Source organism: Bradyrhizobium sp. 521_C7_N1_3 (genome assembly GCF_052075975.1).
Classification (GTDB): Bacteria; Pseudomonadota; Alphaproteobacteria; order Rhizobiales; family Xanthobacteraceae; genus Bradyrhizobium; species Bradyrhizobium japonicum.
In genome coordinates this window covers 4,797,747-4,819,631 of the sequence record NZ_CP197232.1, presented here as the reverse complement: position 1 = coordinate 4,819,631, position 21,885 = coordinate 4,797,747, and the positions used below count along the sequence as shown (strand labels likewise).

Below are 21,885 nucleotides of genomic sequence, written 5' to 3'. Positions count from 1 at the left end.
CCCCGCCCCTCACAACGACAGATGCGCGTCGCGGATATCCGGACGCGCGTCGAGCTCGGCCATGGTGCCGCCGAAGCAGATGCGGCCGCGCTCGATGATATAGGCGCGGTCGGAAATCAGCCGCGCAAAATGCAAATTCTGCTCGGACACGACGATGCTGACGCCTTCCTTCTTCATGGTCAGAATGGCATCGACCATCTGCTCCACGATCTTCGGCGACAGGCCTTCCGAGGGCTCGTCGAGCAACACCAGCGACGGATTGCCCATCAGCGTGCGCGCGATGGTGAGCATCTGCTGCTCGCCGCCGCTCATGCGGCCGCCCGGGCGATTTTTCATCTCACCCAGGTTCGGAAACAGCGCGAACAGCTTGTCGCGCGTCCAGTATGGTGCGTTCGGACGCTTCGGCTGACGACCGACTTCGAGATTCTCTTCCACCGTCAGATCGGTGAAGATGCGCCGCTCCTCCGGCACATAGCCGAGCCCGTCGCGCACGATTTCATGCGTCGGGCGCACCGAGACATCCTTGCCCTCGAACATGATGCGGCCGGTTCGTTGCGCGACGAGGCCGACGATGGAACGGAAGGTCGTCGACTTGCCGGCGCCGTTGCGGCCCAGAAGCGCCACCACTTCGCCCTCACCGACCTCGAAGCCGATGTCGAACAGGATATGGGCCGGGCCGTAATGACTGTTGAGGTCCTGCACCGTGAGCTTCATGTTGATGCTCCCTCGCGATGCTCGGCATCGTAAAGCAGGCCCTCGCCGAGATAGACCGCCTGCACTTGCGGATTGGCGCGCACCTCCGCCGGCGAGCCCTCGGCGATCAGCGTGCCGCGGTTGAGTACGATGATGCGGTCGGCATGCTCGAACACGACGTCCATGTCGTGCTCGGTGAAGAGCACGCCGATCGACTTCTCCCGCGCGATCTGCGCTGTCAGCCGCATCAGCTCGACGCGTTCGCGCGGCGCCATGCCGGCGGTCGGCTCGTCCATCAACAGCAGCTTCGGCTCGTTGGCGAGCGCCACCGCGAGCTCGAGCCGCTTGAGGTCGCCATAGGCGAGCTCGCCGCAGGGTCGATCCGCGTAGCCGCCCATGCCGACGAGTTCGAGCAGCCGCCCGGCCTCGCCACGGTCGAAGTTCGGCGCCGAGCCGAAGAGATTGAACAGCTGCCTGCCATGCGAGATCAGCGCGACCTGCACGTTCTCGCGCACGGTCATCGTCGCGAAGGTCGCGGTGATCTGGAAGGTGCGTCCGACGCCGAGCCGCCAGATCTCGCGCGGCTTCTTGCCGGTGGTCTCCTCGCCCAGCAGGCGGACATGGCCGGTATCAGGCTTGTTCTGGCCGTTGAGCATGTCGAAGCAGGTGCTCTTGCCGGCGCCGTTCGGACCGATCAGCGCCAGAATTTCGCCTGACCGCAGCGAGAACGAGACGCCGCGCACGGCATGGATGCCGCCGTAGGATTTGGACAGGCCTTCAACCGCGAGAAGTGGGGGTGCGACACTCATTCGACGGACTCGATCGGCTTGGCAAGCAAGGGAGATCCCGGCGGCGATGTCTTCCTGCGCCGCTGCGCCAGCATCTCCAGCATGCCGACGATGCCCTTGGGGAAGACGACGACGATCAGCACGATGAAGCCGCCGAGCACGAGCTTTGACAGATCGGTCTGGCTGACCAGCCAGATGTTGAGCGCTTTGTAGACGATGGCACCGATCACCGGGCCCGACACCGTCTCGACGCCGCCGAGCAGCACCATGACGAGTGCATCGACCGACAGCGAGATGCCGAGATTGTCGGGGAAGACGCTGCCCTTGAGGTAGGCGAAAAGCGCGCCACCGATGCCGGCGGTCGTGCCTGCGATCACGAACGCCGTCCACTGGATGCGCTTGGCATTGATGCCGACCGCCTCGCTGCGCAGAGGCGAGTCGCGCGTGGCCCGGAGTGCGTAGCCGAACGGCGAGAAGACCATGGCCCGTAGCGCGACCGTCACGAGTGCCGCAACGCCGAGCGCCAACCAATAGAAATGCGACGGGCTCGCCGCCCAGCTCGACGGCCAGACGCCGAGTATGCCGTTGTCGCCGCCCGTTACACTCACCCACTGGAACGCGATCGACCAGACGATCTGCGCAAACGCAAGCGTCAGCATCGCGAAATAGACACCGGACAGCTGCACCGCGAAGAAGCCGAACACGGCCGCGCCCATGCAGCCCAGCAGCGGCCCGAGCAGCAGGCACACGATCATCGGCAACCCTGCCATCTTGGCGAGGAAGGCGACGCCGTAGGCGCCGAGACCGAAATAAGCGGCATGCCCGAACGACGCGAGCCCGCCGACCGACATCAGGAAATGCAGGCTGACGGCGAAGATCACGAAGATCGCGATCTCCGAACCGACCGTGAGAACATAATTGCCGGCGAACAGCGGCAGCGCCGCCGCGATGACGAGCGCGGCAAGTGCCGCGAACCGCTCGTTCGACGTCAGCGGCCGCCAGGGATTGACGGTGAGGCCCGGTGTCTTGCGCGCGGCCGCCTCCGGCTTGCCGAACAGACCCCAGGGCCTGACGATCAGCACCACCGCCATCACCAGGAAAACCAGGATGATGGAGATCTTCGGGAAGATCAGGATGCCGAAGGCGTTGAGCTCGGAGACCAGCACCGCCGCGACGAAGGCGCCGACGATGCTGCCGAGGCCGCCGATCACGACCACGACGAAGACCTCGACGATGATGCGCAGATCCATGGCGTGATGCACGGCATCGCGCGGGATCTGGAGCGCGCCGCCGAGCGCGGCAAGGAAGACGCCGACCGCAAACACGGATGTGAACAACCATTTCTGGTTGACGCCGAGCGCTGCGACCATGTCTCGGTCCTGCGTCGCCGCGCGCACCAGCACGCCCCAGCGCGTGCGCTGGAACAGCAGCCAGAGAATGCCGAGCACGACCGGTCCGAGCACGATCAGGAACAAATCGTAGCTCGGGATGTTCTGGCCGAAGAAATCGATAGCGCCCTTGAAGCCCGGCGCGCGGCGGCCGACGAGATCGTCGGGGCCCCAGATCAGCACGACGAGATCCTCGACCATCAAGGTCAGGCCGAAGGTCGCAAGCAGCTGGAACAGCTCGGGCGCATGATAGATACGGCGCAGCAGCACCATCTCGACGATGACGCCGATCAAGGCCACGGCAAACGCGGCGATGACGATCCCGCCCCAGAAGCCGAACGCGCCCGAAAGCCGCTCGGTGAGCGTGAAGGCGATGTAGGCGCCGATCATGTAGAAGGCGCCATGCGCGAAATTCACGATCCGCGTCACGCCAAAGATGATCGACAGGCCCGAGGCCACCAGAAACAGCGACGCTGCGCTGGCGAGACCGGTCAGAAACTGTACGACATAAAAGGCCATCGGCGGTCCGGGTTGGGTGTTTGGGTCACCTCGCCCCGCTTGCGGGGAGAGGTCGAATTGCGAAGCAATTCGGGTGAGGCGGAGTCTCCGCGAGTCGTCTGTCACCTCCCTCGGGGAGGCTCCCCCTCACCCGGCCCTCTCCCCGCAAGCGGGGCGAGGGAGAAGGAAGAGATCAATCCTTCGGACGCAGCTTGTCGACTTCGGCATCGCTGGGCAGATAGTCCGAGCCCTTCTTGTAGACGGAGTCCACCATCACGCCCTTGCCGTCCTTCAGCGCGGTCTTGCCGACATAGGCACCGAGTGTCGACTGGTGGTCGATCTTGCGGAAGGTGATCTCGCCGAACGGCGACGGCATCGACAGCCCCTCCGCCGCGGCGATCAGTTTCTCCGGATCGGTCGAGCCGGCCTTCGCAAGGATCGCGGCGGCCGCCTTGATGGTCTGGTAACCGACGATCGAGCCCAGGCGCGGATAGTCGTTGTACTTGGCCTGGTAGGCCTTCAGGAACGCGTCATGCTCGGGCGTCTTGATCGAGTACCAGGGATAGCCGGTGACGATCCAACCCTCTGGCGTCTCGTCCTTGAGCGGATCGAGATATTCGGGCTCGCCGGTCAGGAACGAGACGACCTCGCGCCCCTTGAACAGGCCGCGGGTGTTGCCTTCACGCACGAGCTTCACGAGGTCGGCGCCGAAGGTGACGTTGAGGATCGCTTCGGGATTGGCTGCGGCAACCGCCTGCACCACCGGACCCGCGTCGATCTTGCCCTGCGGCGGCCACTGCTCGTCGACCCATTGGATGTCAGGGCGCTTCTCCGACATCAGCTTCTTGAACACCGCGACCGCGGACTGGCCGTATTCATAATTCGGCGCGATGGTCGCCCAGCGCTTGGCCGGCAGCTTGCTTGCTGCTTCCACCAGCATCGCGGCCTGCATGTAGTTGGAGGGACGCAGACGGAAGGTGTACTTGTTGCCCTTGGACCAGGTGATGGCATCCGTCAGCGGCTCGGCCGCGAGGAAGAACACCTTCTTCTGGTTGGCGAAGTCGCTGACGGCAAGGCCGATGTTCGACAGGAACGTCCCCGTCAGCATCACAACGCCCTCGCTCGACACCAGCTCGTTGGCCGCGGTCTGCGCATCCGCCGGCTTGCCGCCGTCGTCCTTGGAGACGACGACGAGCTTCTTGCCGTTGATGCCGCCGGCCGCGTTGACCTGTTCGACTGCGAGCTGCCAGCCCTTGCGATAGGGCTCGGTGAACGCCGGCAACAGCGAGTAGCTGTTGATCTCGCCGATCTTGATCTCCTGCGCCACAGCCGAATGAGCCATGCCGCCGGCCAGCAGCGCGAAGGCCGCGCCCACAAAAGTGTTTCTCGCTCGCATCCCAACCTCCAGTTTTGAACTCTCTACGTCTTCAGCGTGATCTTGTCGGGGAAGCTGTGCCCGCCTCCCCGGTTCAAACTCTATCTCAAACCGTCTTCGCCCTTCACTTCCGCAACCGTCAGGCCGCCGACGCGCGGCAAGGGGCGACCGCTGTCGGTGACGGCGACCGCGACCATGATCTCGTTGGCGCGCGGCGCGTCGTTGATCTGCACCTCCATGCCGTCGAAATGGCTGCGCACGAAGGCGGCGTCCTTGTGGCCGAGCGGAATGTCCAGCGTCGTGCCCGGACCGCTGCGCTTCTTCGACGACGGGATCAGCGCCGCGCCCTTGCTCAGAACCTTGCGCACCGGAGCGCCCATCTTCGGATGCAGGATAGCCGCCGCATGCTCCAGCTCGCCGTTCTCGCCGACCGCCGCGGCCTTGCCGTAGCTCTGCGCCTTCGCGCCCTCGATGCCCAGCGCCGCCACCGCGCGCTTTGACAGAAGCTCGCCGAGCTCCTCGCCGATGGCGATCAGGGGCGAGAGATCCTCGACATATTTGCCGGCAAAGGGATTCTCGATCACGGCGATCGCCGCGGCACGCCGCGTCGGCGGCGAGACCTGGCGGCCCATTTCCATCTGCGTCTCTTCGACGACGGTGACGATCTTGCGGATGATCGCGCTCATGTTTCGCTTCCCTGTTCAGGCATAGACCGCGTTCTCCAGCATGAGCGGGCGCGTTCGTTGCTCTTCTATATCCTTGGTTCCGATGACAAGCATATCACCACAAAGCTGCAACACGGCACCCTCGATCAATCCGCGATCGAACAATTGCCGTGCACATTCCGCGCCAGATTCCAGCGCGGCCGCGACCTCGTTCTGCGACAATTCACCGACATCGCGGGTAACGAGACGCGCGCCGAGATCGCTGTCGGGCTGAAGCTCGTTCGCGGGCTTTCTGATGATGGCGGGATGCCCGGGCAGATCGACGGCATTGGCGATGACCGTCGCGGCCGCATCGGCCTGCGATGCGGTGGCAGCCAGCACCGTGACCGCGTCGGCAATGCCGAGCGAAAAGCTGCGACCGTGACGCCCGCTGGTCGCGATGCCGCGCGCGGGATCACCTGAGGAGACCCTCATCTTGCGCAGCACGCCGGCACGATCAGGCCGATCCATCAGGCCGACCGAGAAATGCTCGCCCTCGCCGAGATGCAGCGCGATATCGCCGCCATTGTTGACATAGGCCTGATCGAGCGCTGCAGCGCCCAGCATGGCGCCAAGAATCTCCTCTGCAACGCTACCGGCAACCGCGGCCATCGGCGTAATGAAGCAATCGGCGGCATAGGGTGCGACAGCAGCGTGCATCCGACGCGCTACCACGCCCTTTAGCGAAGTCTGCTTCTCAGCAACCGTCCGCAGTTCCGGCAATTCCGCGCAGAGTTCGTCGAGCAGTCCGGTGAAACGCCGCGCCGCCGCCTCATAGGCCGCACGCACTGCGTCCGCGCGCCCCCTCGCCTCCACGATCAAATCAATCGGTCCATCCTGCAAATGCAGCCGCCGGCCACCAGACAGCAATGCGATTTGCGGGAGCCTGGTCATGCCCGGCGTCCCGGAATCGGGTTCTGCCAGGGCAATTGGCGGACATCTTCGCCGCTCTGCACTTCGGAGAGCGGTTTGACGTAATCCATGTGCCCGCCGAGCGCAGCGTAGTCGGACAGTTTCATCGTGAACTCGATCGGCGCGACCAGCGCCGGCGTCGGAACATAACCGAACGCGCCCGAAGGCATCTGCGTCACATCGACCATGTAGGTGATGCCGCCGCCCGGCCAGACATAAACAGGCGCGCCGCCGCTGGTGACGCGCGTCAGCGCATCCTTCACCGAACGCGTCAGCCGGACCGGATTGTCGGTGACGCCCGCGCGCAAGGAGCCGCCGGCCCCCGCCATGAACAACACCGTGCACAGCGCCGGCTCGCAATTCTCCTGGATGCGCTCGACCGAGAACTTCAGGTCATCAGGCATCTCGGTCTCGACCGGCTTCAGGGCTTCGTCGAGCAGATAGTAAGACGAGTGCTCGCCGGTCGTGGAGACCATCAGCATGGAAAGACCAGGCTTGGCTTCCTTGGCATCGAACGGGCCGAGAATCGCCAGCGGATCGGAGATGTTGGTGCCGCCCCAGCCCGTGCCGGGATCGGCGACCTGAAAATAGCGGCCTGGCGTCGAACGACGGCCCTTCATCTTGATGCCGGTGTCGGCGATGTCGAGCAGCTTGCCGGCCTGGTGCTCCGAGAGCACGCCGGTGATGTGGTCGTCGACGACGACAACCTCGTCGACCTTGCCGTGCCATTGCTTGGCGAACATGCCGATCGTCGCCGAGCCGCAGCCGACGCGCATGCGCTCTTCTTTCATGCCGTTGACGATCGGCGGCTGGCCGGCCTGCACCACCACGCTGGCGCCGCCGTCGATGGTCAGCTCGACCGCCTTGCAATTGGCGAGATCCATCAGGGTGTCACAGGTGACGCGGCCCTCTTTCTTGGAGCCGCCGGTAAGATGATGCACGCCGCCGAGCGACAGCATCTGCGAGCCATATTCGCTGGTGGTGACGTGGCCGACCGCCTCGCCTTGCGCGCGGACGGTCGCGGTTTCCGGGCCGAGATAGCGGTCGGTATCGATCTTCACCTTGATGCCGCAATAGGAGAAGATGCCCTCGGTGACCACGGTCACCATGTCGACGCCATCGATCTCGGAGGAGACGATGAACGGCGCCGGCTTGTAGTCGGGATAGGTCGTGCCCGCGCCGATCGCGGTAACAAAGGTTGAGGGCTCGTGGACGATCTTGCCGTCCCAGTCTTCGGTGCGGCTGAACGGAACGAGCTTGCCGCCATGCGAGACGGTGCGTTCCAGGATCACATGCGGGTCGACGCGGACCAGCTTGCCGTCGTGATTGGCATAGCGGTCGCAGGCGCCTGCCGCGCCCGGCTTGATGTAGCACATCACCGGACAGGCATCGCAACGGATCTTGTCGATGGCGGCGCTCGTCGTTTCAGTCACCATGTCAAAGCCAGTCGACTGTGGTTATCATTCGTATACGAACGATGTTGCGCGCCCTCCCGAAGGCTGTCAAGCGGCGGTGCGGCGCAAAAGGTGCGGCTGCCGCATAAAACCCCATTTGCCTATCCGCTCTGTCCACAAAGAAGGCAGTCGCGCTGCAGTGCGGCATGCGCGGCTTGCACGTTTGTGTACAAACGGTATCGTCGCGACGTAGGTTTTGACGAGCACTTGGCCACGGGCTTGGGAACGAGGATGACGCAGACACCGATCCGGCTCACCGTGAACGGCAGGATCCACGAGATCACGGCAGGGCCGCAGACGCCGCTCCTCTATGTGCTGCGCAACGATCTCGCGCTCAACGGTCCGAAATATGGCTGCGGCTTGGGCGAATGCGGCACCTGCACTGTCCTGATCGATGGGCAGGCCGCGCGCTCCTGCGTGATTCCCGTCAGCGGCTGTGCGGGCCGCGACATCCTGACGCTCGAAGGGCTCGGCACGCGCGACAAGCCAGATGTGGTGCAGCAGGCCTTCATCGACGAGCAGGCCGCGCAGTGCGGCTACTGCCTCAACGGCATGATCATGACCACCAAGGCGCTGCTCGCGATCAACCCGCAGCCGACCGAGCAGGAGGCGCTGGCGGCGCTGCGCTACAATCTCTGCCGCTGCGGCACGCATGTCGAGATCCTGCGCGCGGTGATGCGCGCATCCGGCCAGATCACTGAGGCCGTTGATTGATGGCCTCCCCTCTTTCGAACGGAGCTGAGCGGCAATCCGGCTCGCTCGTCGTCGTCCGCACCGTGGACGAGATCACGTCCGAGACCTTCGTCCGCATCGCCGCGGATGGATCGGTCACGGCCTATAACGGCCACGTCGATCTCGGCACCGGGATCCGCACCGCACTCGGCCAGATCGTCGCCGAGGAGCTGGATGTGTCCTTTGCGCGCGTCGTCGTGGTGCTCGGCGACACGGCCGTGGTGCCGAACCAGGGCGCGACGATCGCCAGCGAGACCATCCAAATCACCGCCGTTCCCCTGCGCAAGGCCGCAGCCCAGGCGCGGCACTTCCTGATCGCGCGCGCAGCCGAGCGGCTGGAGCTGCCGGCCAGCGACCTCAAGATCGAAGACGGCCTCGTGCGCGGGCACAATCGCAGCGTCAGCTATGGCGAACTGATCGGCGGCGAGACCATTCGCCTCGAACTTGCCGATGACGTCGCGCTCAAGCCCGTTGGCGACTACGCCATCGTCGGCCAGTCGACGCCGCGCGTCGACCTGCCCGCCAAGGCGACGGGCGAGCTGACCTTCGTGCACGACATCCGCCTGCCCGGCATGCTGCACGGCCGGGTGGTGCGCCCGCCCTACGCCGGCGTCGACGCCGGCCCCTTCGTCGGCACCAGCCTGATCGCGGTGGATGAGGCCTCGGTACGCGACATTCCCGGCATCATTGCCGTCGTGCGCATCGGCGATTTCGTCGGCGTGGTCGCCGAGCGCGAGGAGAACGCGATCCGCGCGGCGGAGCAGCTCGCGGTGAGCTGGAAGCCGACGCCTCATCTGACCGATCTCGCCGATGTCGAGACCGCGCTGCGCGCCAATCCGTCGACGCCGCGCACGCTGATCGACAAGGGCGATGTCGATGCGGCGATATCAGGCGCGGCCAAGCCGATGCAGCGCACTTATGTGTGGCCGTACCAGATGCACGCCTCGATCGGGCCGTCCTGCGCGGTCGCCGATGTCCAGGACGGCAACATCCGCGTCTGGTCGGGCACGCAGAACCCGCATGTCCTGCGCAGCGATCTGGCGCTCCTGATCGAACGCCCCGAAAGCGAGATCGAGGTGATCCGCCTGGAGGCCGCCGGCTGCTACGGTCGCAACTGCGCCGATGACGTCACCGCGGACGCGCTGCTGCTGTCGCGCGCCGTCGGCCGGCCCGTGCGCGTGCAGCTGACGCGCGAGCAGGAGCATGCCTGGGAGCCCAAGGGCACCGCGCAGCTCATCGACGTCAATGGCGGGCTCGACGCCGACGGCGGCATCGCCGGATACGATCTCGCCACACGCTATCCCTCAAACGCGGCGCCGACGCTGGCACTGCTGCTGACGGGTCGGATTTCGCCGGAGCCCGCGGTACTCCAGATGGGCGACCGCACGGCAATCCCGCCCTATGACTACGACCACATGCGCGTCGTCGCCCACGACATGGCGCCGATCGTGCGCGCGTCCTGGTTTCGCGGTGTCTCGGCCCTGCCGAACACCTTCGCACATGAATCCTATATCGACGAGGCCGCGACCGAGGCCGGTGTCGATCCGATCGAATACCGCCTGCGCTACCTGAAGGACCAGCGCGCCGTCGATCTCGTCAATGCGGTGGCCGAGCGCGCCGGCTGGACGCCCCGACCGGTCCGCGAAGAGAAAGACGGCGAGGTCGTGCACGGGCGCGGCTTTGCCTATGCGCTCTATGTCCACAGCAAGTTTCCGGGCTATGGCGCTGCGTGGTCGGCCTGGGTTGCCGACGTTGCCGTGAACAAAGCGACGGGCGATGTTAGCGTCACGCGCGTCGTAGCCGGGCAGGATTCCGGCCTGATGATCAATCCGGACGGCGTGCGCCACCAGATCCACGGCAACGTCATCCAGTCCACCAGCCGCGCGCTGATGGAAGAGGTTTCATTCGAGCGTGGCGCGGTGACGGCGCGCGAATGGGGCGCCTATCCGATCATCCCCTTCCCCGACGTGCCCAAGATCGACGTGCTGATGCTGCCGCGTCAGGACCAGCCGCCGCTCGGCGTCGGCGAGTCCGCCTCGGTACCGAGCGCAGCCGCGATTGCCAACGCCATCTTCGATGCCACCGGCGTGCGCTTTCGCGAGCCGCCGTTTACGCCGGATCGCATCCTGAAGGGATTGCACGGCGAGGCATCGCCCGTGCCGCAAGCTCTGCCGGCGCCCGCAGCGCCGAAACCGTCCCGCATCTGGGAAAATCCGTTCGCCAAGCGCGCCGGCACCTTCGCGACGATCGCGGCCGTCTGCACTGCCGCGATCGGCGTCGGCGCAGCTCTCCTGCCCGGGCGCGCGATCGCGCCGATCGCACGTCCCGATCCATCGGTCTATTCCGCGGCGACGATCGCCCGTGGAGAGCAGCTCGCAGCACTCGGCAATTGCGCGGAGTGCCACACCAGCCTCAATGGCGTGCTCAACGCCGGCGGCCGCGCACTTCAGACGCCGTTCGGCACGATCTATTCAACCAACATCACGCCCGACGTCGAGACCGGCACCGGCGCCTGGTCCTATCCCGCCTTCGAGCGCGCGATGCGCGACGGGCTGCACCGCGACGGACGGCAGCTCTACCCCGCTTTCCCCTACACTCATTTCGCCAAGACCAGCGACGCCGACATGCAGGCGCTCTACGCCTACCTGATGACTCAGCCTTCGGTTCGCGCCACGGCGCCGGCGAACGCGCTCGCCTTCCCGTTCAACCTCCGTCCTCTGCTTGCGGGCTGGAATGCGCTGTTTCACCACACGCAAGAATTCAAGCCCGATCCCGCCAAATCCGAGCAGTGGAATCGCGGCGCCTATCTCGTCGAGAGCCTCGGCCATTGCAGCGGCTGCCATTCGCCGCGCAACGCGCTCGGCGCCGAGCGGCGCAATGCCTATCTCGCCGGCGGCTTTGCGGAAGGTTGGGAGGCGCCGTCGCTGACCTCGCTCTCACGCGCGCCGATCCCATGGAGCGAGGACGAGCTGTTCGCCTATTTGCGCACCGGCCATTCGCGCTATCACGGCGTCGCGGCTGGCCCGATGGCGCCGATCGTCAGGGACCTCAAAGCCCTGCCCGACCCCGACATCCGCGCGATGGCGGTCTATCTCAACTCGTTCAATGACACCGCGATCGATCCGCGGGGCCAGGATGCACTTGCCGCAAAGCTTGAGAACGCAACGCAAGTCACGGTGGCGCCCTCCACCGGCGCGCGGCTCTATCAGGGCGCCTGCGCCGTCTGCCACGAGGTCGGCGGCCTGCCGCTGTTCGGAACTCGGCCCTCGCTCGCACTCAACAGCAATCTGCACAGCGCGACATCGGACAATCTCGTGCAGGTCGTCCTTCACGGCATCAATGAGCCCGTCTCCAGCGACCTCGGCTACATGCCGGCCTTCAAGAACAGCATGAGCGACGCGCAGGTCGAAGAGCTCGTCAGCTTCCTGCGCAAGCAGTTCGCGCCGGACAAGCCGGCCTGGACCGGCGTCCGCGAGACGATCGCGCGGGTGCGCACCTCAACGCATTGATTTTTGGAGCATGACCTCATCGGAAAACCGCTTCGCGCTTTTCCGGATCATGCTCTAGCCGTGCTTCTTCGTCTCCACCGGCGGGGTGCCGTGGGTGTGGAACGACTCGATGGTCTTCAATCCCCACGCCTGGCCCTTCTTGCGCTCCTCCTCGGTCCACACGATCGGCTTCCAGTCGGGGGCGAGGATGAGGCGCGCACCGGCGTTGGCGACCTCGACGCGGTTGCCGCCGGGCTCGTAGACATAGAGGAAAAAGGTCTGCTGGATCGCGTGCTTGTGCGGGCCGGTCTCGATGTGCACGCCGTTCTCCAGGAAGATATCGGCCGCGCGCAAAATCTCCTCGCGGCTGTCGAGGGCATAGGTGACGTGGTGGAAGCGGCCGGGCGTGCCGGAATGGTCGAGCGAATAGGCAAAATCGTAGCTCTTGTTCGACATCGTCAGCCACATTGCCGCTTCCCGCCCGTCGTTGAGCACGATCTGCTCGGTGAGACGGCAGCCGAGATAGTTTTCGAAGAACTCGCGGTTGGCCTTGATGTCGACGGCGAGGCAGTTGAGATGGTCGAGGCGGCGAACGTTGACGCCGCGCGCGGGAAAGCGTTGCGCCTGGTTCTTCAGCGCAGGTCTAAGCTCCGGCGGCGCCTGGTACCATTCGGTCTCGTAATAGAGCTCGACGATATGGCCGTCGGGGTCGCGGCAGCGGAAGGTCGGCCCCTGCCCCATGTCGCCGTCGATCCAGCCGATGTCGAAGCCGGAGCCTTTGAGCGCGGCGACGCGGCGCTCAAGCGCCTGCTGGCTGCGCGCGCGCAGCGCCATATGCTCCATGCCTGATGTCTTCGACGCCGTGAGCTTGAGCGAATAGCGCTCGTAATCGTCCCAGCCGCGCAGGTAAACCGACTCGCCCTTCTGCCCGCTGACGGTCATGCCCATGACGTCGACGAAGAATTTCAGGCTCTCGTCGGGCTTCGGCGTCAGCAGTTCCATGTGGCCGAGATGAGCAAGATCGAGGATCGGTTCGGGCTGCATGGTTTCCTCCAGACGTGGCTGCGATCCGCCGGACCGAATCGCGCAATCGGACGCAAGGCTGCAAACGCGCTCAAGTGTCCGGGGGGCGGCATTCAGGCCGCAGGTTCATTTGTACTAATGTACAAATGATTAGGTCCCGTCAACAAATCAAACCCCGAACCTATCTCGACGCCACCAGCACCGCCGCCATGCGACGTGGGCTCATCGGCCGAATGCCCGAATGGTAAAATCTTCCTTAAACGATTTCGGGCCTATCGGCCCAGAAATGCAGCATTCCCGTACCGATTCCGCCCGCAACCATGCATTAGGAGCAAATCTCTCAACCGAATTGTCGCAGATTTAACAAAGCCCCCGCGCCTGCCGTTTAACCGTTTGTCCAGCCGCGGCACGCATAGTCAGGGTTAAACCCCTTGTTCTTGCCAGGTTCATCCATCGTGACATCCTTTGGACGCGTGATTTCGGTACGCGGGTCGCTCGCCCGGGTCGGGCTACTGGCGGCAAGCCAGATGCCGGTCTCGGAAATTCGGGCCACCGTCGGCCGTTTCGTCAGCATCCGCTGCGCCAGCTCGGTGATCGTCGCCATGATCACCGAGGTGTCCTGCGAGAACCTCTCGAGCCCCGACTACATCGCCATCGCGTCGGTCGACCTGCTCGGCGAAATCCACAATGCCGCCGACAAGGCCAAGTTTCAGCGCGGCGTCACCAACTATCCGACCATCGGCGATTCCGTCGACCTGATCACGAGCCAGGAGCTGCGCACGATCTACGCGCCGACCGGATCGGACCAGATCAATGTCGGCTTCCTCCAGCAGGACCGCTCCGTCGTCGCCTATGTCGACGTCGAGGAAATGCTCTCCAAGCATTTCGCGGTGCTGGGATCGACCGGCGTCGGCAAATCCACCGGCGTGTCGCTGCTGCTCAACGAGATCCTGAAATCACGCCCGAACCTGCGCATCTTCCTGCTCGACGTGCACAACGAATATGGCCGCTGCTTCGGCGACCGCGCGCTGGTGCTCAACCCGCGGAATCTGAAGCTGCCGTTCTGGCTGTTCAACTTCGAGGAGATCGTCGACGTGCTGTTCGGCGGCCGCGCCGGCGTACCCGAGGAGCTCGACGTCCTTGCCGAGGTGATCCCGATGGCCAAGGGCATCTACACCCAGTATCAGAACACCGATCGGCTCGGCTTGAAGCGCATCGATCCCAAGCAGGTCGGCTTCACCGTCGACACGCCGGTGCCATACCGCCTGGTCGATCTGATCTCGCTGATCGACGAGCGCATGGGCAAGCTGGAAAACCGCTCCTCGCGCATCATCTATCACAAGCTCATCTCGCGCATCGAGGCCGTCCGCAACGACCCGCGCTACGCCTTCATGTTCGACAACGCCAATGTCGGCGGCGACACCATGGCCGAGGTGATCAGCCATCTGTTCCGCCTGCCCGCCAACGGCAAGCCGATGACGGTGATGCAGCTCGCCGGCTTCCCGGCCGAGGTCATCGACTCCGTCGTCTCGGTGCTGTGCCGCATGGCCTTCGACTTCGGCCTGTGGAGCGACGGCGTGTCGCCAATGCTATTCGTCTGCGAGGAAGCGCACCGCTACGCCTCGGCCGACCGCAATGTCGGCTTCGGGCCGACCCGCAAGGCGGTGTCGCGCATCGCCAAGGAAGGCCGCAAATACGGCGTCTATCTCGGCCTCATCACCCAGCGTCCGGCCGAGCTCGACGCCACCATCATCTCCCAGTGCAACACGCTGTTCACGATGCGTCTGGCCAACGAGCGCGACCAGGCGCTGTTGCGCGCCGCGGTGTCGGACGCGGCCGCGAACCTGCTGTCCTTCGTGCCATCGCTCGGCACCCGCGAGGTGCTGGCGTTCGGCGAAGGCGTCGCGCTGCCGACCCGCCTGCGCTTCAAGGAGGTGCCGCCGCACCAATTGCCGCGCGGCGAAGCCACCATCTCAAGCGTGCCGTCGGTCACCTCCGGTCACGACATGCATTTCGTCGGCGCCGTGCTCGAGCGCTGGCGCGGCGCCACCTCGCAACGTGACGTGCCGAACGACCCGGTGTTTTCGCAGCCGCCCGCAAAGACGCTCGCGACCGCCGAAGCGCCGATGCTGCAGCCCTCGATGGGGCTCGATCCGGATCGCTTCTCGCTGCTGAAGAAGCCACTGCGGTAAGGAACGGACACCGCTTCGGCAAATTCCGCTGTCGTGCCCCGGCTTGACCGGGGCATCCAGTACGCCGCGGCCCCTCGATTCAATCACGATCGCCTCTGGAATTTCCCGCACAGCGGACAGTCGTGAGAGACGGGGAATGCCCGGATATCGCGGCTCAAGGCCGCGTCTCGCGGATAGCCCAAGGGTTGTCCTTCGTGCTACCCTTGCCTTTTGAAGCCGGTTTGAGCACGCGGGGCGCGAGGATGTCCGTGGGCGGTGCTAATATTGCGGATCGCAACATCATAACGGTGCTCGCCGTCGACATGGTGGGTTCAACTCGCCACATCGCGGCTTGCGACCCCGATGAAGCTCAAGCGTTTCTGGACCAGTGGCTGGATCACATCCGCAGCTCCGTGGAGCGCCTCGGGGGACAGATTGTCCACTATGCGGGAGACGGTGGCATTGCCATATTCGGCTGGCCAACCGCATATGAGGATCATGCGGATCGTGCGTGCATCGCAGCCTGGGACATTCAGAGTCATAGCCAGTCGACCGGCCCCAGGGGAGATCCGGTCAATTTTCGCGTCGGACTTCACTCCGGCCTGGTCGGCTTACGCATAGGCGGCAAAAATGCCATCGCCCGCTTCGACGTTGCCGGAGCGACCGTGCACGTTGCTGCCAAGCTGCAGCAGGAAGCTGCGGCAGGCGAGATCAGGGTTAGCGCGGAAACCGCAAAGCTGTGCCGATCGCCACTCGGCCTTACGGCGCATAAGACGACTTCGGGAATCGCCGATCGGGTCATCGAGGCCTACACGCTGAATGCCCGGCCGGACGATGTCGATCACAACGAAATCGCCAGCCGCTATCAAAATCCGATCGTGAATCGGGTCGACGAACTTGCGGCGCTTCGGGAGCTCCTCCCGCGCCCGGGCGCCAAAAGCTGCTCCGTCACCCTGCTGGGCGAACCAGGTATCGGCAAGAGCCGCCTTGCGACAGCCGTAATGACCGAGGCACTGACATCCGACGTGAGATGCTGCGTCTTTTATGGCGGCGTACAGAAACGTGCCACCGCATTCGCCGCCGCCCGCACCTTGGTGGGCGACATGCTCGCTGCAAACAGCTCATCTTCGGATGAACATATTCGCGAGGCTCTCGCGGAACTGCACGTCGAGGCAGGCGATCGCAGAAAGCTCGAAGCCCTGTTCATCGCTGGAAAAGCGTCCTCTCGCCAACGATTGACTGACAATACGCAAACGCAAATTGCACGTGCACTTGTCAATGCCTTCCTCGCATTGGCGCTTGATAGACCAACTCTCTTGCTGATCGAAGACCTCCAGTGGATCGATCCGGAAAGCCGCCATTTCCTGAAATTACTCGCGCGCGCAAGTACCCTACAGCCGCTTTGCATATTGCTGACCGGACGTCCGGAATCATCAGACCAGTCCATGGAGATTGCGGACTCGCTCATTCATCTGCAACCGCTATCGCGGGCCTGTATGGAGGCTTTGGGACGCCAATTGTGGCCGAAAACGCGATCCTCGACCGTGTTTGCGAGAGCAATCGATCGCGCCGACGGCGTCCCCTTCGTATTGGAGGAATTCTTGCGTTCGGCGGACGCGACGAACGCAACGAGCGAACATTCGCTGCCTCAGAGCGTCGAGTCCGTGATTCATGCGCGGCTGCAACGGCTCTCTCCGAAGATGAAAGTATTCGTGCAGACGCTCAGCCTGCTGGGAGCGGAGGTAGAAATCCAATTGGCTACGACGGTGCTCGGCGTGGACGTAGGCGAGCTGCTGACCGCGTTGTTCGAGCTCGCCCGATTTGCTTTTGTCCATCCGCTCGCGGGTAACTCCGTGCGTTTCCGGCATCAGATCATCGCCGAGGCCTGTGCAAACACGATACCGCGTGGCCGGCGTCTGGAAATCCACCAGGCCGCTGTCCAGGCGATCATTCGGCGTTACCCGAATCTGAATGGTCGTTACGAACAGTTGGCCTTTCATGCAGAGGAAGCCGGAGATGCTGATGCTGCACTTGGCTATCTCTGGGAGGCTGCCGTCGAAGCGCGCCGCAACGCCGCAGCCTCATCGCTCAGTTTGATATACGACCGGGCGCTCAAGCTCATCGAGCGTCTTGGGGAAGCCGCCGAAGAAAAATATGTCGACTTCGGTCGAATGAGCTTCGCTTCGATGCTGCAACTCGGCGAATTCAAAAAAGTAAATATGCATTTGCCACGAACGTTGGAGCTGGCGCGGCGCCAAGGCAGGATTGCTCACGTGTGCAGCATCCAGTCGCAACTCGGGATGGTCTACTGGTTTGAGGGCCGGTATGAAGAAGCGCTGCAAATAACGAGCGAGGGATTGAGAACGGCCCGAGCGCTGGAATCGACCGCACTCGTATTTTCAAATCAGACCATCATGGCAAATGTGTTGTACAGCATGGGCCACGTCGAGCGCGCGATTGCGGCGATGGACGAACTGAATGAAATGCTCACAGGAGAACTCGAGACTGCCCGTCTCGGGACACCGGCCGGTCCAAAATGCACGGTTTTGGCATTCAGGAGCTGGTTCATGAATGCAACAGGTCAATATGCGGAGGCGCTCGGATTCGCATTGCGTGCATTGGAGATCGCAGTTCGTGAACAGGATTCATATGGGCAAGTGCTCGCCCGCATTACGATGGGGCGAAATCTCCTCATGCTCCATCGAAATGACCAGGCTGTGGAATGCTTGTCGATTGCAAGGGAGATCGTCGAACGTAACGGCTACGATGCCAGCAAGGCCAACCTGACCGGAGCAATGGCGACCGCTCTGGCACGAACAGGTCAGGCACATCAGGCCGTCGACCTGATAGACACTTGTATAGAGAGCGGCACGCATCTGCGGACAGGCCAGATCGAGCTCTGCTTGCTCTATGCGGGTTACGCTGAGGCTCTCGTTCGGGACGGGAAATCCGAACGTGGCCTGAGCGCCTTGGATTCTGCTCTTTCCATCGCCAGGACCATCGGGAATCCATGGATGATCGTCGAATGTCTTGGCTTGAGGGCGCGACTGCTCGCCGAGGCGAAGCCTGGCGCCCCCCGCGTCGTTGAGGATCTCGCCGAGATGCGCGCGACTTGCGATCAGTTTGGCATTGTTGCATGGGACGGATCCCGGCTCGCGGTTTAGCAAGGCCGCTCGTGTCGAGACACACCGGTTCACAGGGCCCCGTATCGCGGGCTCGCCGCGCTCAACAGGCGTGGCATGCAATCCGGAGCTTCGCTTCGGAGCAACGACCTTGACGGGACTTTGCCAAGAAGTACAATCTCGAGCATCCGACGGCTATTTCTGACGGCTCTCGTCGCTACCGGGCGAGCTGCGTCTCGCCCAGCTCCGCATAACTCCAAAGATTCTGATTTCGAGAAAACAGGTGGTTCAATTGTAGCTCATGGAGGGTCATGCGATGCGTCGTATCGCTTTCCTCATTCGCTTTGCGCTGGTCGTCGCCGCAAGTTCGCGAATTGAGACCGCTCTCGGCGATCCCATTTATGTCGACCAAGGCCCGAAATGGACAGCGGAAGACAGGGCCGACTACTACACGCGCGACCAAGGCTCTCGCCTAATCAAGCTCACCTGGTTACGGGCATTGAAAGCGAAGGACGGACAACCGTTCCTCTCGGATGGTCTGACCCGATACGGCTTTCTCCCAAATCCGGGCAACAATGCCAACCTCCCCGTCGGCCTCCACACCACAGGTCCCGCAGAGTCCCAGATGGTCGGGATAACATGCTCCGCGTGCCACACGCGGCAGGTTGAAGTGGAGGGCAAGACGTACCGCATTGATGGCGGTCCGGCCTTTATGGATTTCCAGGAGTTCCTGAGCGATTTGGACAAGGCGGTAGGAGACGCAACCGCCAGCGACACGGCATTCGCTGCATTTGCTGCGGCCGTCTTCCAACCTGCGACACCTTCTGCTGCCGATGTAGCCACACTACGTCGGAGCGTTGATGCATGGCACCGGCGCGTTCATGCATTCGTGACCGGTACATTGCCGCCAGTTGGTTGGGGCCCCGGACGTCTGGACGCGATCGGGATCATCTTCAATCGCATATCCGGCACCGACGTTGGGCCGCCGCCCGATTTTTTGATCCCGGAGAACATGAAGATTGGCGATGCTCCGGTGCGCTATCCTTTCCTGTGGAATTCACCGATGCAGAACCAGACCGACTGGGCCGGTTTTGTGTTGAATGGAAACCGCGTTTTTGCACTTGCCCGGAACACCGGGCAGGCTCTGGCGTTCGCCAACTTCGAACCAAAGCGTTCGTCCGGCTTATTCTTCGACTACGACTACGCCAACTCCATCAACTTCGATGGGCTGGAAAGACTCGAGAAACTGGTCTTGAAGATGGGTCCGCCAAAATGGCCATCAGATTGGCGTATCGACTCGAAGCTGGCTAAAGACGGTCAGAAAATCTTCGAGAGGCAGTGCAGCAAGGGGTGTCACGAGAAGAAGGAAGTCCGTGCTCTGCGCGACCTGTTCGTTACGACGTGGGTGACGCCGATTCAGAACGTCGGCACCGACACACGTCAATTCGACGAGCTTGGTTGGAGGGTGAAGACCGGCGCACTGAAGGGAGCAGGTATCCCGTTGATCGCCAGGCACCTCGAGGAGGAGGATTATGCCGTCCACATGATGTTCAGTGCAGTCGCCGGAGCGATCCTCGACAATAAGCTGCATCGGGGGAGCGACGTCGGCTCCGGTGACGGCTTTGGCTCCTCGTTGCCTCCCAACGCCCAAAAGGCGCCCTCCACATCCCTCTCTCTGTCACCGGCTCCGGCCAAGGCGTCCATCGCGCCGCCCAGCAGCGCGCAACCTCCGAACCAGCCAGAAAGCCTGACGATCGAACCTGGGACGCTTCTTGAGCGGACCCTCAACAGAGGCGAGTATGAAGCTCGCGTGCTGGAGGGAATTTGGGCCGCGGCACCTTACTTGCACAACGGCTCGGTGCCGACATTGGCGGAATTGCTCGTGCCGCCTGCGAAGCGTATGTCACAATTCAAAGTTGGCGCGAAATACGACATCAAGAATGTTGGTCTTGACGTCACACAAGAGGGGCCAACTCGCCCAGTCACCGATTGCAATGACCTCAATTCAGGAAACAGCCGATGCGGGCATGACTATGGCACGCGCTTGAGCGACGACGAAAAGAAGGCACTCCTCGAATATTTGAAGACTCTTTGAGAGCCTCTGCTCTGTCTGCGTTAGCCAGGATCTAGTCCGCGCAAGCGCTTTGCGCGAAGGACTGCGATCGACTATGTTCCGCGTTTCCCCGAGAGCCCCATCCGGAACATCGTCATGTCCCCTCCTCCTTCAAATCGCTTCCCCGCACCCGCCCTCGACACGCTCCCCGACGACATCCGCACGCGCCTGCTCGCCGTGCAGGAGAAGAGCGGCTTCGTGCCGAACGTGTTCCTGACGCTGGCCTACCGCCCCGACGAGTTCCGCGCATTCTTCGCCTATCACGACGCGCTGATGGAGAAGGACGGCGGCCTCACCAAGGCCGAGCGCGAGATGATCGTGGTCGCGACCTCGGCGGCCAACCAGTGCCAGTATTGCGTGATCGCGCATGGCGCGATCCTGCGCATTCGCGCCAAGAACCCTGTGATCGCCGACCAGGTCGCTGTGAACTACCGCAAGGCCGACATCACGCCGCGGCAAAAGGCGATGCTCGATTTCGCGATGAAGGTCTCGGCCGACGCACAGCGCGTCTCCGAGGAGGACTTCGCGGCCCTCGCGCCGCACGGCTTCAGCGACGACGACATCTGGGACATCGCCGCGATCTCCGCCTTCTTCGCGCTGTCCAACCGGCTGGCAAACTTCACCGGCATGAGGCCGAACGAGGAGTTCTACCTGATGGGGCGTTTGCCGAAGAAATGACGGAGCTCGACTGGCCCGAAATCCTTGCTCGTCTCGGTGCTGCGACCGTCGCCGCCGGCGCCATCGGCCTCGACCGCGACCTGCACGGCAAGCCGATCGGGCTGAAGACGCTCGGCATCGTCGGGCTCTCCACGGCGACCGTGGTTCTGCTCGCCCTGCAGCTCGCCGAGCCAACCAAGGTCGCCGATGCCGCGAGCCGCGTCATCCAGGGCATCCTCACCGGCATCGGCTTTCTCGGTGCCGGCGTCATCGTGCATCAGAGCATGGGATTTCGCGTCCGCGGGCTGACCAGCGCCGCCTGTACCTTTCTCGCGGCCTGCATCGGCATCGTCTGCGGCGCCGGACAGTGGAAGATCGTCGCCGTCGCGCTGGCGCTCGCCTTCGTGCTGCTGACGGTGGGCCGCCACATCGAGCGACGGTTGCACCGCGTGCTCGGCGGGAAGGAAGTTGCACACACCGCGGAGACGTCTCCGGACGCGCCGCCGCGGACCTAGCCGGCTGCGCCAGCACTCTCACATCCGTCACGTTTTCCGTCGCTGGCTCCAGAAGCTTCCGACACCGACGATGGCGGTGACGAGCATGATCGTGAAATTCAGGGCATCGCGCGCGACGAACAGCGCGGTGATGGCACCGGCAACGATGAAGAGAATGCGAAAGATTACGCTCACGGTGATGCCTCCGGGTCAGCATGACTCGGAGCCGCCTGCGCCCTCGACATTCAGGCAACACCGGTTCGGCAATCATGC

At 63.6% G+C, this 21,885-nt stretch carries 17 protein-coding genes; 7 read left to right on the top strand and 10 right to left on the bottom strand.

All coding sequences use genetic code 11. The features are described 5' to 3' along the window. Positions 1–9 precede the first annotated feature (9 nt). The 7 genes from AB7008_RS22105 to AB7008_RS22075 all read right to left on the bottom strand — a co-directional run bounded on the left by AB7008_RS22105 (position 10) and on the right by AB7008_RS22075 (position 7,794). Entirely contained in the window at positions 10–714 is a 705-nt protein-coding gene (locus AB7008_RS22105) for an ABC transporter ATP-binding protein (RefSeq protein ID WP_014496094.1), read from the bottom strand. Continuing rightward, on the bottom strand, positions 711–1,502 hold the full coding sequence (locus AB7008_RS22100; RefSeq protein WP_248882728.1) for an ABC transporter ATP-binding protein: 792 nt from the start codon (positions 1,500–1,502) through the stop codon (positions 711–713). The genes AB7008_RS22105 and AB7008_RS22100 overlap by 4 nt, the downstream gene beginning before the upstream one ends. Continuing rightward, on the bottom strand, positions 1,499–3,388 hold the full coding sequence (locus AB7008_RS22095) for an ABC transporter permease (RefSeq protein WP_028159316.1): 1,890 nt from the start codon (positions 3,386–3,388) through the stop codon (positions 1,499–1,501). Before AB7008_RS22095 ends, AB7008_RS22100 begins: the two co-directional genes overlap by 4 nt. 172 nt (positions 3,389–3,560) lie before the next feature. Then, positions 3,561–4,763 carry an ABC transporter substrate-binding protein gene (locus tag AB7008_RS22090; RefSeq protein ID WP_304493845.1) on the bottom strand — a complete coding sequence of 401 codons (1,203 nt, stop codon included), beginning with the start codon at positions 4,761–4,763 and terminating at the stop codon, positions 3,561–3,563. Positions 4,764–4,843: 80 nt separating this feature from the next. Beyond that, complete coding sequence (locus AB7008_RS22085; RefSeq protein WP_304493844.1) at positions 4,844–5,428, bottom strand: amino acid synthesis family protein; 585 nt, start codon at positions 5,426–5,428, stop codon at positions 4,844–4,846. 15 nt (positions 5,429–5,443) lie between these two features. After that, complete coding sequence (locus AB7008_RS22080) at positions 5,444–6,340, bottom strand: UPF0280 family protein (RefSeq protein ID WP_304493843.1); 897 nt, start codon at positions 6,338–6,340, stop codon at positions 5,444–5,446. Next, positions 6,337–7,794, bottom strand: coding sequence for a 6-hydroxynicotinate reductase (locus tag AB7008_RS22075; protein ID WP_304493842.1), 1,458 nt, complete (start codon positions 7,792–7,794; stop codon positions 6,337–6,339). Before AB7008_RS22075 ends, AB7008_RS22080 begins: the two co-directional genes overlap by 4 nt. Before the next feature lie 249 nt (positions 7,795–8,043). Between AB7008_RS22075 and AB7008_RS22070 the strand changes: the two genes are divergently transcribed. Together AB7008_RS22070 and AB7008_RS22065 are read left to right on the top strand one after the other, a co-directional pair. After that, on the top strand, positions 8,044–8,526 hold the full coding sequence (locus AB7008_RS22070) for a (2Fe-2S)-binding protein (RefSeq protein ID WP_304493840.1): 483 nt from the start codon (positions 8,044–8,046) through the stop codon (positions 8,524–8,526). Then, positions 8,526–12,053, top strand: coding sequence for a molybdopterin cofactor-binding domain-containing protein (locus AB7008_RS22065; protein WP_441259533.1), 3,528 nt, complete (start codon positions 8,526–8,528; stop codon positions 12,051–12,053). The genes AB7008_RS22070 and AB7008_RS22065 overlap by 1 nt, the downstream gene beginning before the upstream one ends. Before the next feature lie 54 nt (positions 12,054–12,107). On the opposite strand, the gene AB7008_RS22060 is transcribed toward AB7008_RS22065, so the two are convergent. Together AB7008_RS22060 and AB7008_RS22055 are read right to left on the bottom strand one after the other, a co-directional pair. After that, on the bottom strand, positions 12,108–13,076 hold the full coding sequence (locus AB7008_RS22060) for a catechol 2,3-dioxygenase (protein ID WP_028159322.1): 969 nt from the start codon (positions 13,074–13,076) through the stop codon (positions 12,108–12,110). 364 nt (positions 13,077–13,440) lie between these two features. After that, positions 13,441–13,659, bottom strand: a complete 219-nt coding sequence (locus AB7008_RS22055) for a hypothetical protein (protein WP_244464117.1) — start codon at positions 13,657–13,659, stop codon at positions 13,441–13,443. Here AB7008_RS22055 and AB7008_RS22050 point away from each other — a divergent pair. The 5 genes from AB7008_RS22050 to AB7008_RS22030 all read left to right on the top strand — a co-directional run bounded on the left by AB7008_RS22050 (position 13,658) and on the right by AB7008_RS22030 (position 21,633). Continuing rightward, positions 13,658–15,247, top strand: a complete 1,590-nt coding sequence (locus AB7008_RS22050; protein ID WP_441259532.1) for an ATP-binding protein — start codon at positions 13,658–13,660, stop codon at positions 15,245–15,247. The two genes, AB7008_RS22055 and AB7008_RS22050, sit on opposite strands and share 2 nt — an antisense overlap. A 242-nt stretch (positions 15,248–15,489) precedes the next feature. Continuing rightward, positions 15,490–18,390, top strand: a complete 2,901-nt coding sequence (locus tag AB7008_RS22045; RefSeq protein ID WP_441259531.1) for an ATP-binding protein — start codon at positions 15,490–15,492, stop codon at positions 18,388–18,390. 274 nt (positions 18,391–18,664) lie between these two features. Beyond that, complete coding sequence (locus AB7008_RS22040) at positions 18,665–20,443, top strand: di-heme-cytochrome C peroxidase (protein ID WP_441259530.1); 1,779 nt, start codon at positions 18,665–18,667, stop codon at positions 20,441–20,443. Between the two features lie 114 nt (positions 20,444–20,557). Further along, positions 20,558–21,139, top strand: coding sequence for a peroxidase-related enzyme (locus AB7008_RS22035; protein WP_038932049.1), 582 nt, complete (start codon positions 20,558–20,560; stop codon positions 21,137–21,139). Then, positions 21,136–21,633 (top strand): MgtC/SapB family protein, encoded by a 498-nt coding sequence (locus AB7008_RS22030; RefSeq protein ID WP_041957624.1) that lies wholly within the window; start codon positions 21,136–21,138, stop codon positions 21,631–21,633. Before AB7008_RS22035 ends, AB7008_RS22030 begins: the two co-directional genes overlap by 4 nt. A gap of 27 nt (positions 21,634–21,660) precedes the next feature. On the opposite strand, the gene AB7008_RS22025 is transcribed toward AB7008_RS22030, so the two are convergent. Continuing rightward, positions 21,661–21,807: a hypothetical protein gene (locus tag AB7008_RS22025; RefSeq protein WP_441259529.1), complete on the bottom strand. Its 147-nt coding sequence runs from the start codon at positions 21,805–21,807 to the stop codon at positions 21,661–21,663. Positions 21,808–21,885 lie beyond the last annotated feature (78 nt).

Excerpts from the sequence above, each read along its gene's own strand:
- AB7008_RS22070 (WP_304493840.1), top strand. The coding sequence starts at position 8,044 with ATGACGCAGACACCGATCCGGCTCACCGTGAACGGCAGGATCCACGAG.
- AB7008_RS22080 (WP_304493843.1), bottom strand. The coding sequence starts at position 6,340 with ATGACCAGGCTCCCGCAAATCGCATTGCTGTCTGGTGGCCGGCGGCTG.
- AB7008_RS22095 (WP_028159316.1), bottom strand. The coding sequence starts at position 3,388 with ATGGCCTTTTATGTCGTACAGTTTCTGACCGGTCTCGCCAGCGCAGCG.
- AB7008_RS22050 (WP_441259532.1), top strand. The coding sequence starts at position 13,658 with ATGATCACCGAGGTGTCCTGCGAGAACCTCTCGAGCCCCGACTACATC.
- AB7008_RS22035 (WP_038932049.1), top strand. The coding sequence starts at position 20,558 with ATGTCCCCTCCTCCTTCAAATCGCTTCCCCGCACCCGCCCTCGACACG.
- AB7008_RS22065 (WP_441259533.1), top strand. The coding sequence starts at position 8,526 with ATGGCCTCCCCTCTTTCGAACGGAGCTGAGCGGCAATCCGGCTCGCTC.
- AB7008_RS22030 (WP_041957624.1), top strand. The coding sequence starts at position 21,136 with ATGACGGAGCTCGACTGGCCCGAAATCCTTGCTCGTCTCGGTGCTGCG.
- AB7008_RS22045 (WP_441259531.1), top strand. The coding sequence starts at position 15,490 with ATGTCCGTGGGCGGTGCTAATATTGCGGATCGCAACATCATAACGGTG.
- AB7008_RS22105 (WP_014496094.1), bottom strand. The coding sequence starts at position 714 with ATGAAGCTCACGGTGCAGGACCTCAACAGTCATTACGGCCCGGCCCAT.
- AB7008_RS22085 (WP_304493844.1), bottom strand. The coding sequence starts at position 5,428 with ATGAGCGCGATCATCCGCAAGATCGTCACCGTCGTCGAAGAGACGCAG.
- AB7008_RS22075 (WP_304493842.1), bottom strand. The coding sequence starts at position 7,794 with ATGGTGACTGAAACGACGAGCGCCGCCATCGACAAGATCCGTTGCGAT.
- AB7008_RS22100 (WP_248882728.1), bottom strand. The coding sequence starts at position 1,502 with ATGAGTGTCGCACCCCCACTTCTCGCGGTTGAAGGCCTGTCCAAATCC.
- AB7008_RS22040 (WP_441259530.1), top strand. The coding sequence starts at position 18,665 with ATGCGTCGTATCGCTTTCCTCATTCGCTTTGCGCTGGTCGTCGCCGCA.
- AB7008_RS22090 (WP_304493845.1), bottom strand. The coding sequence starts at position 4,763 with ATGCGAGCGAGAAACACTTTTGTGGGCGCGGCCTTCGCGCTGCTGGCC.
- AB7008_RS22055 (WP_244464117.1), bottom strand. The coding sequence starts at position 13,659 with ATGGCGACGATCACCGAGCTGGCGCAGCGGATGCTGACGAAACGGCCG.
- AB7008_RS22060 (WP_028159322.1), bottom strand. The coding sequence starts at position 13,076 with ATGCAGCCCGAACCGATCCTCGATCTTGCTCATCTCGGCCACATGGAA.